This window comes from Mesorhizobium monacense (genome assembly GCF_056781675.1).
In genome coordinates, this window is the sequence record NZ_CM165567.1 from 1,823,264 (window position 1) to 1,836,233 (window position 12,970).

Genomic DNA, 12,970 nt, shown 5'->3' on the forward strand with positions numbered 1-12,970 from the left:
GTCTCAAGGTAAAATCAAGAGGTCCTGAAGGCCGCCTCAAAGCGCGCCCCTCAGCCCTGCCGCATAGTCCTCCTGCGACAAACGCTTCAATCAACGATCTGAAAAGGAGAACTCAAATGTCCAACACTGCAGCAAACTCGGTCGTGCTCGTGCATGGCGGCTTCGTCGATGGCTCCGGCTGGGACGGCGTCTACCACCAACTCAAGAAGGACGGCTTTGACGTCACCATCGTCCAGAACCCGACGACCTCGCTCGCCGATGACGTTGCCGTCACCAAGCGCGCCATCGCCGCCGCTCCCGGCAAGGTCATCCTGGTCGGCCATTCCTATGGCGGCGTCGTGGTGTCGGAAGCCGGCACCGATCCGAAGGTGGCAGCAGTCGTCTATATCGCGGCCTTCGCGCCGGACGCCGGCGAGTCGGTCTCGAGCCTGATCGCCAACCCGCCGCCCGGAGCGCCGGTGCCGCCGATCCTGCCGCCCGTCGATGGCTTCCTGATGCTCGACAAGGAGAAGTTCGCCGCCTCGTTCGCCGCCGATGTCCGTCCCTCACTCGCCTCCTTCATGGCGGACTCGCAGGTTCCGTGGGGTGTGCCCGCACTTGAAGGCAAGGTCACCGCTCCGGCCTGGAAGGTGAAGCCCAGCTGGTATCTCGTCGCCACCGACGACAAGATGATCCCGCCGCCGGCACAGCGCAACATGGCGAACCGTGCCGGCGCAACAACGGTGGAGGTGGCCACGCTGTCTACGTCTCCGATCCTGCAGCTGTCGCCAGCCTCATCAAGCAGGCCGCCGCCGGCAAGAACTGAACCCGCATCATCCGAGATCGATAGCCTGGGCGCCGCGGCGCCCAGGCTTCTTGCTGTGCCAGGGCCATCCGTGGCGCCCAAGGAATTTCGAATCAAGAAGACTGAAAAGCGATGCAAGGTTTCGACCGGACTAAAGCGAGACGACTGGTTCCGCCAAGCCAGGAGTATCGACAGGCCGCATGAAGACCGCACCGCCAACGTCGTCTGCCTTGGTTGCTTCCGTCGTGCTGTTGTTCCAACCCGTCGTTACAAACAGCGTCTTCAGTTCTGGCCCCCCGAAGCAGAGGCTTGTGACGAAGGTGGCCGGCAAATAGAGCGACTTTCGAAGCGTTCCCTTGGCATCAATGCATACGACTTTGCTGCCGCCATAGAGTGCGCACCAGACATTGCCGGCACTATCGACCGTCAGTCCGTCGGGCATTCCGTCATTGTTTGCAAAGGCGAAGAAGACCCGCCGGCCGGATATCATCCCGTTAGAGTCGAGATCATAAGTGAGGACACGGTGGCCGACCGTGTCACTGAAATAGAGCTTGCGATTGTCAGGCGAGAAAGTCGGGCCATTGCAGATAACAAAACCCTTGTCGGCCTCTTGTGCCGTGCCGTCTGATCGCATCCGGTAGAAGACTCCGTTGGGTTCCCTCTCCGAGAGGTCGTAGGTTCCGATCCAGTAGCGCCCGGCGCGGTCGACCTTGCCGTCATTGTAAACCAGGTTCGTTTGCCCGTTCTTTGGATCCGCGAAAAAGCGCGTCCTGCCAGTATAGGTGTCGAGGATATGAAGACCATGATCAACAGCGAGAAGGAGGCGACCCTTATCGGCGAAAACGAGCGATCCTATCGTCACCCCTGGAGCGATTTTCCAGCTTTCGACCTGAGTGCTGCCCCACTTTTGGCGATGCACGAGCGGACCGTAGAAATCGATCCAGTAAAGAGCTTGCTCCACCGGATGCCACAAAATGCTCTCGCCCAGTCGGTCTCGAGTTTGAGCACAGATTTGCCATTCTGAATTGCCCGTCGGCATGTCCTGGAGTCCTCTGGCCCATCGCGTATGTGAGCGTCAGCTTGCTATGTGGAACGTCTCAGTGTGGCCATCGACGGCGATTGCCTGGCCGCTCACCATCCTGGCGGCGGGCGAGGCGAGGAAGAGGCACATATCGGCGATCTCTTCGGGTTTCACGAAGCGCTTGATCGACTGGGACTGGACGTACTCCTTTTCGATGAGATCGAGCGAGATGCCGCGGCTCTCGGCTTCGGCCCTCATCACCTGCTGCATGCGTGCGCCGTCGACAGAGCCCGGACAAATTGCGTTGGCGCGCACACCGTAGGGTCCGAGCTCGACTGCGAGCGACTTGGTCAATCCGATTACCGCCCATTTGGCTGCGGCATAAGGTGTGCGAAGGCCATAGCCGTAGAGGCCGGCGGTCGAGGAGATATTGATGATGCTGCCCGATTGCTGGTCCTTCATGACAGGCGTGGCGCGCCTGGCACAGAGGAACTGCGCATCGAGACAGACGCTTAGACATTCGCGCCAGTCGTTAAGCTTGAGCTCCTCGACATAGCCGGTCGGCCCCTTGGTGCCGGCGTTGTTGATCAGGACATCGAGGCCGTTGAGATCGGCTATGGCATCATTGAACCAATGGTCGATCGCTTCCTCATCCGTCAGGTCGAGCCGCTTGGCGGCGATCTGTGGATACTTCTCTGTGACGTCGCCCAGCGCCCGCTCGTCGACATCGCAAATATGAACCTTGGCGCCATTGTCGGCGAACGCCTTCGCGATGGCCCATCCTATGCCTGAGCCGCCCGCCGTGATCATGACACGCTGAAGCATTTCTATCCTCCCGGTGGTCTTTGGCTTCTTCCTCGCCGTCGACCCGCATCGCCGCAAAATTGTCATCCCGCGCTTAGGGTCGGCGGCGGTGTTACCGACAGCGAGACCAAACGATTTGCTGAAGAAGCAGGTAGATCGGTATCCCGGCTAGTCGCGCGGCACGCAGATCGAGATTTCCCGGCTGCCGATGGTGCTTTCAGTCATCGTGAAAGCTCGCCGCCGTCGACCACGATGTTGGATCCGTTCACATAGGAACAGAGGCCCGAGCAGAGCGCCACGGCGACGGATGCAATCTCTTCGGGTTGCGCGAAACGGCCCATCGGGATGGCCGCCTCATAGCTGGCACGAATAGACCCGGCATCAGTTCCCGATTGCCGCGCGATATTGGCCGTCGTTGTTGCAACCATCTCCGTGTCGACGCTGCCAGGCGAAATCGTATTCACGCGGATACCCTGCGGCGCGAGTTCACCCACCAGCGTGTCCGCCAGCCTCAAGACGCCGGCCTTGGAGGCACAATAGGCTCCCCACAGTGGCCACCCCTTGAGGCCGTACTGCGAGGCGACAAGGACGACGTTTCCGCCCCGACGCAAATGGCGCGTCGCCTCTCGTGCGACCAAGAAAGTGCCGGTCAGGTTTACATCCAGCACGCGCCGGAACTGAGCTGCCGACATGTCAGCCAGCGGAGCGACAGCTCCAATGGCTGCTGCGTGGACGACATCATCGATGGGGCCGTCGGCCGCGACATCCATGAATGCACGCACGACAGAATCTTCATCTGCAACATCACAGCTGCGAACGGTTGCAGACGAATTGAGATCAAGGCGGACAACCGTCGCTCCGGCCTGGTCAAACGCATCGGCAATCGCCTTGCCAATTCCACGTGCCGCGCCCGTCACGACGGCACGGCGTCCGGCAAGAAGCGGTGGTATCTGGAACTTGGTGGCAGACCTCTCCTGCGGGGAGTGATTGATCGTCATTGAGAGGCTCCCGGCTAAGCGATTGTGGATGTGCCTGAAGCCTATTCAGAAGCCACCCCTCCAACAATGGTGCCGACGGTCACCATGAGTGGCGTGGTTCACTTCGACCAGCGTCACCATTTGAAGATGCCCTCGCGACAACGCATCCAAACCCTGTTGGCTCACAATTGATGGTGACCGTCGGCACCATTGTTGGCGCCGCAGAGCGTGAACTAGGTTTCTGGCACATCCACAATCGCTTTGCCGGGAGCATTGCCATGAAGCCTGATACTCTTCCCAAGTGCTGCATCATCGGAGCCGGCTGCAGCGGAATTGTCACCGCCAAGGCACTCGCCGAACGCGGCATCCCATTCGACTGGTTCGAAATGAGCGACCGGATTGGCGGCCAATGGGCATTCGAGAATCCGAACGGAAAGTCGGCGGCCTATCGCTCACTGCACATTGATACGTCGAAGTTGCAGCTTCAGCTTTCGGGCTTTCCGATGCCTGCCGACACGCCTCATTATCTGCACCACACGCAAGTGCTGGCCTATTTGACGGCCTATGTGGAGCACTTCGGCCTGTCAGGCAAAGTCAGGCTCAGCACGGAAGTCACCGAGGCCATTCGCGACGGTCAGGGAACATGGCAAATTCGCTTAGGCGACGGCCAGACGCGCTCTTATGATGCCCTGTTCGTCTGCAATGGGCATCATTGGGATTCCCGTCTGCCGGATCCCGCTTATCCAGGCCACTTCGACGGTACGCAGATCCACTCGCATGGCTATCGCGACCCTTTTACCCCCGTCGACTTCAGGGGCAAAAGCGTTCTCGTTGTCGGGATGGGCAATTCGGCAATGGACATCGCCACCGAGCTTTGCCCACGCCACATAACGAAGAAGCTTTTCGTGAGCACGCGTCGCGGCGCGCATATCTTTCCACGATTTCTCCTCGGAAAGCCGGCCGACAAGGGCAAGCTATATCCGTGGCTGCCGCTGTCATTGCAACGCTGGGTCGGTCGTCGGATATTCCATTTCGCAGTCGGCCACATGGAAGACTTCGGTCTGCCGAAGCCGGACCACCGCGCCTTCGAGGCGCATGTCTCGGTATCGGACACGTTCCCAACTCTGGTCGCTTCGGGCGATATCGAGATTCGGCCTGGGATCAGAGAGCTTGATGGCGATAGCGTCTTTTTCGAAGACGGACGTCGCGAAAAGATCGATATCATCGTCTGGGCCACCGGCTACAAGGTCAGTTTTCCATTCTTCGATCCGTCCTTTATATCGGCGCCCGGCAATCGGCTGCCGCTCTTCAAGCGCGTCCTCAAGCCCGGAATCCCGAACCTGTTCTTCATCGCCTTGGCTCAGCCCAGCATCACGCTGTTTGCGCTTGCCGATCGCCAGGCAAAATGGATCGCCGCCTACCTGTCTGGCGAATATGCATTGCCCGACATGGAAGAACAGGCACGCACGATCCTCGCCGACGAGAAGAAGCATATGGCGCGCTACTACGCTTCGGCGCGCCACACGATGCAGCTCGATCAGGACATCTATTTTGCCGAACTGGAAAGCGAACTGCGGCGAGGCCGAAAGCGAGCACGCGCGCTTGGCTTCGGGCGCACGCGGCTGCCGGTGCCCAGCGCTGCTAGGCTTGAGGTACCCTCTGCAGCCGAGTGACCAATGGTCTCATCTTCCATTTGCTCGCAGATGCTGCATGTAGGTGAGAAAAAGTTCTCTCTCGGTCGTGATGTCGAGCTTCTGGTAGAGGCGCAGACGATGGTTCTTGATGGTGCCGCGCTTGAGGCCGAGGCGGCTGGCGATGCTCGCGATCGGATGGCCTTCCAGAGTGAGTACCACAATTTGCCGCTCTCGGTGGGTAAGGCAGGCAAGCCAGCTGTCGTCTTGCCCATTCGGAGCTTGCAGGGCCGACACTTCCACCTGATCACACAGGCCCCCTGGAGCAGCGCCAAAATCCGTAGCCAATGGGGACCTGATGATGAACCGGCCATCGGGGAGCGATGTCTGTGTTCTGCCGGGTCTGGCCAGGTCCGCCAAAGCTTCGGCGAGCCCACCTTTTGGATCTGCCGCCAGCTTCCTCCAAGCGCGATTGACGGCAAGCTCCTTGCCGCTCCGATCGATCAGCCGGAACGGCTTTTCTGTCGAATGGTCGATCAATCCGCGGCTGATGATCGCCTTGAGATGCGCTTTGTGTAGCCCCGCCAAAAGAGGAAAAACACTCTCGATGCGAGCAACCTCGGCGGGAGTGAACTCACCTGTGGCCCGATCAAGAATGAGAGTCGGACTGGCTCCGCCGATCGGAGGTAAAAACACCGCGATTTCGTCGCTGATGCGCGCCGCGCGCAAAAATTCCAGGGCATAGCGGCTCTTCCACAATTCGGCGGGCGCCAATCCACGTAACGATTTGACGGCAGGCTCTGCGACAGTTCGCCAATAATGATGGAAAGGGTCAAACGCATACAAACCTGAGTCATACGGCGCTGCAACCTCAGTCCTGATTTCGCGAGGAATGACAAGATCGGGCGCGCCAAAACTTGAATAGCGGACCAACGAAAGGAGGTCGGCTTTCACCAATGAGGTCAGCACCTCGAGCAGCCTGTCATAGAAAGCCTCGCCACCTATGGCGGCGCTGGCCCGCTCCATGGCATCCCAAAATCTCGCCCCAGCCATGTCCCGTGGACGTTCGAAGGCGCTCAACGAAACGGCATGGTCTCGAATATCGGCACCTACCGGAGAAAGAACGTTCATGTCTCACCTCATTGGCTGGTTGTCCTGTAAATTGGTCATCCGGCCAATTGTTGATCCCTTTAGCCAACTATGTCAATGTCAGCGCATGAGCCTGACCAGAATAAGCGACATTCGACGCCGGGAACTGCGCCATGCGGCCTATGAGGTCCTCCAGGCAGAGGGAATGGGCGGGGCAACCATCGAAAAGGTTGCGCAGAGGGCGGGCGCGTCGAAAGGCATCGTCCACCACTATTTCAAAACCAAACAGGAACTGTTCGAGCATGCGATGCGGCACTCGAATGCTCTGCTGCGGGATGAGGTAATCCGCCTGATGCGCCTTGCTCGCAGCCCGGATCAGCGACTATGGGCGATCATCGAAGGCAATTTCAGCACCGCGTTCTTCACTCCCGGAATTTGTCGTGCCTGGCTTGCACTTTGCGCCGAAATCCCGCGCGAGCCACAGCTGGCGCGGATCCAACGCGTCGTGCACGCCCGCATGCATTCCAACTTGATGACCGCACTGTCGATACTCGTTCCGACAGACGAATGTGAAACCGTCGCGCTCGGCATAACGACACTCATCGATGGGCTTTGGCTGAGGCTTGGGTTGCATCCAGGTCAGCTGACCGCTTCGGAAGCACTGGTGCAAATGGCCGATTATCTGGCCCATCGCATCCCGCACATAGAATGGAACGACCATCTGTCCCGCGCTCTCGCTGCCAGTCAGCAAGCGCGCTAGTTGGGCTGCACTTATCGGCCCGCGACGACGAACGTCTGAACAAGGATGGTGACCGTTGGCACCATTGTTGGCGCCTGCGAGCGTGAATAGGCTTTGGGTCTCGACGAATTCGGAGGAGCACCTCGTGACGGGTCGGCTATCGGGCAAGGTAACCCTTATCTCTGGAGCCGCTTCCGGAATTGGTCGTGAAACCGCGCGTCTTTTCGCGCGCGAAGGCGGCGACGTATTTCTGGGTGATATCGACCCGGATAGAGGCGTGGCGGCTGCCGCAGAGATCGGCCCATCGGCGCACTTTGTCCCGCTCGACGTTACGCAAGAGCACTCATGGTCGGCGGCTCTCGACGCAGTGCTCAAATGCGCGGGCAGGATCGATATCCTGGTGAACTCGGCGGGCATATGGACTGGTGGCGATTTCATCAGCTGCTCCCTCGCTGAGTGGCAGCGAACGATGGATGTCAATGCCACTGGCACCTTCCTGGGCTGCCGTTGCGCAGTAGGCGCGATGAGAGCAACGGGCAATTCCGGCGCGATCGTGAATATCTCCTCAATCTACGGCAACATTGCCGCAGATGACGCGGTTGCCTACGCGGCGAGCAAGGGCGCTGTTCGGCTGTTGACCAAAGGCGTGGCGCTTTATTGCGCGGCTAACGCGCTGCCCATCCGATGCAATTCCGTTCACCCGACCTATGTCGATTCCGAAATGCTGGAACGGTTTGCAGAGGCCGTTGGCGGACGGGAGATGGAGGTCGCCAGACTGAGCAGCGTCGTTCCGATGCGCCAGCTACCGGTACCCTCGGATATCGCCGAAGCCATTCTCTTTCTCGCATCGGATGCGGCTCGATTGGTCACTGGGGCCGAACTGCCGGTCGATGGGGGCATGCTTGCCGGCATAGTCGCTCCCGCCAGCTTCTCGGCGCGGCTCGTGTCGTAGGCGGGAGCGAAGCGCGATGCGGTAACCGGCTCAAAGAAGACAACAAAACATGGGAGGATGTCGTTCATGCTTACCAATATCAAAGTTGCCCTGTGGGTCATCCCGATCAGCTTGGGTCTTGCGGTGGGGTCCGGCGCGATTGCGAAGCCAATAGGCGATACAAACTCGGCGATCAAAATCGCGATCAACGAATGGACAGGGCAGAACTTGACCGCGCACATTGCCGGCAAGCTGTTGGAAAAGCTCGGTTACAAAGTCGAATATGTGACAGCGGGTACGCTGCCGCAGTTCACCGGCATTGCGAGCGGCAGCCTGTCTCTCTCGCCGGAAGTCTGGCCCAGCAATCTCGGTGACGTCTATCCGAAGGCGAAGGCCGAAGGGAAGCTCGAGGAGATCGGCGAGCTTGGCCTGCAGAGCCGGGATGGCTGGATTTATACGGTCGACACCAAAGCCGTTTGTCCAGGGCTTCCCGATTGGACAGCATTGAAGAACCCGTCGTGTGTCCAGGCGCTGGCAACGCCAGAAACCTTCCCAAACGGGCGGCTGTTGGATTACCCCGCCGATTGGGGATCGGCGAGCGGTCCGGAACTGAAGAACGCCGAAATTCCCTTCACGACCGTGCCTGCCGGATCTGAAGGTTCTCTCATTGCCGAACTGCAGGCCGCGGCCGCGGCCCACAAGCCGTTGCTGATGCGCTTCTGGTCGCCGCATTGGGTTCTGGCAGAAGTGCCGGTCGAGTGGCTGAAGATGCCGCCTTGCGATGAAAGCAATCTGGCGGAGTGCATCGTTGCTCCGCCGGTGATCAAGGTGGTTTGGTCGGGGTTCGCCGAGAAATGGCCGGCGGGCTATGCCCTCATGAAATCGCTCCAGGTCCAGGCTGATGACCAGCAGAAAATGATCTACGCCGTGGACAAGCAGGGCAAGAATTTGGACCAGGCTGTCGACGGGTGGCTGGAACAGCATCAGAGCGATTGGCAGGACTGGCTGAAGGCAGCCCAGAATTGATCGCATGCAGTCAATCACAGGCCCAGCCACTGGCCTATGACATGTAGATAGAACTCTGAAGAGAACATTCGGTCATGATCAATTCTATCGATGGAGCAGGCTTTACGCGAGGGGCGGTGGGCGAGGCGCCCGCCAAGCTTCAATGTCGCAACATCTGGAAGATCTATGGGCAGCGGCCCGAGCGAGCGTTGGACCTGGCGCAGAAGACCACAGACTCACCTGAGGGGTTGAAGCGTCGGTTGGAAGCAACAGGACATTTCCTTGCCTTGGCGGATGTGAGTTTTGAAGTCCGGCAAGGCGAGATCTTCGTTGTCATGGGCCTTTCCGGGTCCGGCAAATCGACACTTGTGCGATGTCTGTCACGTCTGGTCGAACCAACAAGCGGCGAGGTTTGGTTGGGCGAGGAGAATCTACTGGCTGCCAGCGAGCGCCGAATGGTCGAAGTGCGCCGCAAGGTCATGGGGATGGTGTTCCAGAGCTTTGGTCTGCTGCCCCATCTCAATGTGCTCGACAATGTCGCGTTTCCGTTGCGCATGCAGGGTGTCGCGCCCATCGAACGAACCAAAAAAGGGCGCGAGATGATCGCTCTGGTGGGACTGCAGGGCCGGGAAGCCAGCATGCCGCATGAGCTTTCCGGCGGGCAGCAGCAACGTGTTGGCATCGCCCGATCGCTCGCCGTCGGGCCCGAATTATGGTTCCTCGATGAGCCTTTCTCGGCTCTCGATCCGCTGATCCGGCGCCAGATGCAGGACGAGTTTTTGCGGCTGCAGCGGCTGCTGCAGAAAACCATCGTGTTTATCACGCACGACATTCAGGAGGCTTTCCGGCTCGCTGATCGGATCGCGATCATGCGCGAAGGGCGCATCATCCAGATCGGCACACCTGCCGACATCATGCTCAATCCGGTCGACTCCTACGTCGCGAGTTTCACGGAAGAGGTGTCCCTGACGAAGGTGGTGACCGCCGGCTCCGTCATGGAAGAGCTCCCCGATAATTGGGCTGCAAGTCAGGGTCATGAGGTCGATGCGGCGATGCCGATTGAGGCGCTGCTGCCACACAGCATTGCGGGTACGCGAACATTTGTGATTACCCGCGAAGGGAAGGGACCGGTGGGCCTTCTCACATCCGACATCATAGCAAAAGTTCTGGCGAACGACGTAACCCGACGGGTGGCAGTGTGAGCACTCTGGAGGCCGTTCTGCTGCGGGTCGAAAGTCCGCACTTGCGATCCAGGCTGCAGTGGGTCTGGCTTTGCATTTTGGCTTTCACTGCGCTTTGCCTCACTCTGCGGACGGCCTGGCCCTGGCTCGTCGCCTATCCAAACGCTTGGATCTTGCCGATCTCAGCCGCGATAACCAGCATGTTTGACTTTCTCTTGCCCCTGCTGACCCCATTCTGCATGACGGTCGCAGGCGTGCTCGGTGCTGCACTGGAGGCTTGCGGGTCAGCCCTGCGTTGGATGCCCTGGCCGGCCATGCTTGCGTTCATGGCACTGCTCGGCTGGCTGGCCCGAGGTTGGCAACTGGCAGCCTTCACCGCGGCCGCGCTCAGCTATATTGTGCTCGCCGGCTATTGGCAGCAGGGCATGAACACCTTGTCCATGGTCGTTCTCGCGGTTCCGCTCGCTGTAAGCGCCGGTTTCTTCCTTGGCATAGGCGCACATTCCTCACGTTACGTCCGGAACGTGACGATGGTGGTGCTCGACTTGCTGCAGACGGTTCCGGCCTTCGCTTTCCTTATTCCGCTGCTGCTGCTCTTTGGGTTCGGACCGATCGTCGGCTTGATTGCGTGTGTGACGTATGCGATCGCGCCGATGGTTCATTGTACGATGCTTGGCCTCTCGCGCGTTCCAGTTTCCCTTCTTGAAGTAGGAAGCATGGCTGGTTGCACGCGATGGCAGCGATTCTGGAACGTCGTATTGCCGACCGCCAAGCGAGAAATTCTAACCGGCATCAACCAAACGACCATGGCCAGCTTCAGCATGGTGATCATGGCGGCGATCATCGGCGGCTTCAACGACGTCGGCTGGGAAGTCCTCAGTTCAATGCGCAAGGCAGAATTCGGCCAGAGCCTTTTGTCCGGTCTCGTGATCGCCGTGCTGGCGATGGTGGTTGATCGCATTACGTTCGGATTGGCTCAACCACGCGGCGCCTCCGGTCCGATCACGTCGCGAGACGCCGTTCGCGCGGCTACCTTTCTGGCGATACCATTGCTTGCTGGCATTTTGCTGCGTGGCTCGCCGACAAGCATGGGCTGGATCGATGGTGTCCAGGGTGTAATTGATCCAACTGTCTTGAATAATCTCGTGATCGATCTGGTGCGTGCTTTTTCAGCACCGCTGGACGCCTTCAAGGCCTTCGTCCTCTACCATTTCATGTTACCGCTCCGCATCGGTTTGGTGAGTGCTGTGACGCCCATGACCTGGGGCTTTGCCTGGACCCCCGAACTGGGTGCGCTTTATGGCGGAACGTCGCTGGCGCTGGCGGCCTGGCTCTGGATCAAAGGTCGGTGGGGCGTCGCAATCGCCGTTCTGATCGGGTCGACGTTGTTGCTGTTTGGATTCAACGGATTTCCCTGGCCGGCCTTCATCGCGGTCGTGACAGCTCTTGCCTGGTCGACTGGCGGATTGCGGTTGGCTGCCCTGGCCATGGTCGGAACGTCGTTCATCGTCACCACAGGCCACTATGTGCCACTCGGTCAGTCTCTGTATCTTTGTCTCCTTGCTGTGCTGATATGTATGTTCTGCGGCGGATTGCTCGGCGTCGCCGCGGCAAAGAGCGACCGGCTCTCGGCTATCCTGAGACCCTGTTGCGATGCGCTACAAACCATGCCGCAATTCATCTTTCTGATCCCGGCGTTGATGTTCTTTCAAGTGGGCGAACTCACCGGCCTGATTGCAATCGCGCTCTATGCAATCGTGCCACCAATTCGCTACGTCGAGCATGGGATAAGGGGCGTTCCAGCCGATCTTGTCGAGACGTCGCGGCAGATCGGATGCACCTCGTGGCAGAGCTTGATCCATGTCCAACTCCCGGTGGCTAAGCCGACTGTCGTTCTTGGTGTGAACCAAACGATCATGGCAGCCCTGTCGATGCTGCCCGTTGCGGCATTGGTTGGCACTAAGGACCTCGGTCAGCAGGTCTACATTGCATTGAGCAAAGCTGATGCGGGTCAAGGTTTGGTCGCCGGCTTGTCGATTGCGCTGGTTGCGATGATCTCAGATCGCATCATGCGGGCGACGGTCTCAGGGACCGGCAATTCGCGGGACTAGCGAGTTGCAGCCAGGCGAGAATGGTTCCTAGCGCCTGCATCCAGTCACTCCCCAAACGTTGAGAGCCCGAGCATGAACATAGACGGTATCTGCGATCCGCGCTTTTCTGGAGTGCGCGACCTCGTCCTTGCAAACGTTGCTCGGTACTGGGGGTTCTCGGAGCCCGAAATGACGCGCAAGTTGGTTGTCGCGACCTCCGGCAAGCGGGCTTTGACGCCCACCGCGCACAGCCTCATCAAGACCATGCACCGGCTCATCGCAGATTTGCGCATCGATGGGATCCTGTCACCGGACAGATCCTGAAAGGCGCAGAGTTCGGCCGCATGCCGCGAGGTGCCGATATCGCGTCAATGCTCCCGTCGAAGCACCATTCCTGCGTGATAGAGGACGCCGTCGACGAAGTCGCCGTCAGCAGTGAAGCCGGTGTCGTCCCAATAATCGATATGGTCGTTGGTAATTTTGTATCGGCCCTGGTAGGCGCTTTTCTTGGCCCCGCGCGCCTCGTCGTAGCGACCGTTGGGAAGCAGTTCGTGGCGAATGCGACTGTCCTGCGTGACCCACATGCCGGCATAGAGGTGATCTGTCATGGTGGTTTCTCCAGTTTTGAAAACGGCATGCCTGCTGGGCGAACCGAAGAGCATTGCGAGGACGACCATTGATGAGAACGGTATCCGTAACCTGCTCATGGAAATGCCGT

Annotated in this window: 12 protein-coding genes and 1 pseudogene; 8 read left to right on the forward strand and 5 right to left on the reverse strand. The window is 59.3% G+C overall.

Going from position 1 to position 12,970, the window contains the following annotated elements:
- Positions 1–116 precede the first annotated feature (116 nt).
- Positions 117–805 (forward strand): annotated as a pseudogene (locus tag AC1RUK_RS08490) (alpha/beta hydrolase).
- A 130-nt stretch (positions 806–935) separates the two neighbouring features.
- Here the strand turns inward: AC1RUK_RS08490 and AC1RUK_RS08495 are convergent.
- From AC1RUK_RS08495 to AC1RUK_RS08505, 3 genes are all read right to left on the reverse strand, one after another.
- Positions 936–1,823 carry an SMP-30/gluconolactonase/LRE family protein gene (locus AC1RUK_RS08495; RefSeq protein WP_481835971.1) on the reverse strand — a complete coding sequence of 296 codons (888 nt, stop codon included), beginning with the start codon at positions 1,821–1,823 and terminating at the stop codon, positions 936–938.
- A gap of 36 nt (positions 1,824–1,859) precedes the next feature.
- A complete protein-coding gene (locus AC1RUK_RS08500; RefSeq protein ID WP_481835970.1) occupies positions 1,860–2,630 on the reverse strand; it encodes an SDR family oxidoreductase in 771 nt (256 codons plus the stop codon).
- A 200-nt stretch (positions 2,631–2,830) separates the two neighbouring features.
- Positions 2,831–3,607 (reverse strand): SDR family NAD(P)-dependent oxidoreductase, encoded by a 777-nt coding sequence (locus AC1RUK_RS08505; RefSeq protein ID WP_481835969.1) that lies wholly within the window; start codon positions 3,605–3,607, stop codon positions 2,831–2,833.
- Between the two features lie 170 nt (positions 3,608–3,777).
- On the opposite strand from AC1RUK_RS08505, the gene AC1RUK_RS08510 reads away from it, so the two are divergent.
- The gene (locus AC1RUK_RS08510; RefSeq protein WP_481840217.1) at positions 3,778–5,259 is read left to right on the forward strand and encodes a flavin-containing monooxygenase; all 1,482 of its coding nucleotides are present in this window, start codon (positions 3,778–3,780) and stop codon (positions 5,257–5,259) included.
- A gap of 9 nt (positions 5,260–5,268) precedes the next feature.
- On the opposite strand, the gene AC1RUK_RS08515 is transcribed toward AC1RUK_RS08510, so the two are convergent.
- Entirely contained in the window at positions 5,269–6,348 is a 1,080-nt protein-coding gene (locus AC1RUK_RS08515) for a helix-turn-helix transcriptional regulator (RefSeq protein ID WP_481835967.1), read from the reverse strand.
- Positions 6,349–6,433: 85 nt separating this feature from the next.
- Here AC1RUK_RS08515 and betI point away from each other — a divergent pair, with 85 nt between their 5' ends.
- The 6 genes from betI to AC1RUK_RS08545 all read left to right on the forward strand — a co-directional run bounded on the left by betI (position 6,434) and on the right by AC1RUK_RS08545 (position 12,576).
- On the forward strand, positions 6,434–7,066 hold the full coding sequence (gene betI, locus AC1RUK_RS08520; protein WP_481839548.1) for a choline-binding transcriptional repressor BetI: 633 nt from the start codon (positions 6,434–6,436) through the stop codon (positions 7,064–7,066).
- 124 nt (positions 7,067–7,190) lie between these two features.
- Positions 7,191–7,997, forward strand: coding sequence for an SDR family oxidoreductase (locus tag AC1RUK_RS08525; protein ID WP_481835966.1), 807 nt, complete (start codon positions 7,191–7,193; stop codon positions 7,995–7,997).
- 66 nt (positions 7,998–8,063) lie between these two features.
- Positions 8,064–9,002, forward strand: a complete 939-nt coding sequence (locus tag AC1RUK_RS08530) for an ABC transporter substrate-binding protein (RefSeq protein ID WP_481835965.1) — start codon at positions 8,064–8,066, stop codon at positions 9,000–9,002.
- Between the two features lie 74 nt (positions 9,003–9,076).
- The gene (locus AC1RUK_RS08535) at positions 9,077–10,183 is read left to right on the forward strand and encodes a quaternary amine ABC transporter ATP-binding protein (RefSeq protein WP_481835964.1); all 1,107 of its coding nucleotides are present in this window, start codon (positions 9,077–9,079) and stop codon (positions 10,181–10,183) included.
- 179 nt (positions 10,184–10,362) lie between these two features.
- A complete protein-coding gene (locus tag AC1RUK_RS08540) occupies positions 10,363–12,273 on the forward strand; it encodes an ABC transporter permease (protein WP_481835963.1) in 1,911 nt (636 codons plus the stop codon).
- Between the two features lie 72 nt (positions 12,274–12,345).
- Positions 12,346–12,576, forward strand: coding sequence for a hypothetical protein (locus AC1RUK_RS08545; protein WP_481835962.1), 231 nt, complete (start codon positions 12,346–12,348; stop codon positions 12,574–12,576).
- Between the two features lie 44 nt (positions 12,577–12,620).
- Here AC1RUK_RS08545 and AC1RUK_RS08550 read toward each other — a convergent pair whose 3' ends face one another.
- A complete protein-coding gene (locus AC1RUK_RS08550) occupies positions 12,621–12,914 on the reverse strand; it encodes an Atu4866 domain-containing protein (protein WP_481839547.1) in 294 nt (97 codons plus the stop codon).
- Positions 12,915–12,970: the final 56 nt, after the last annotated feature.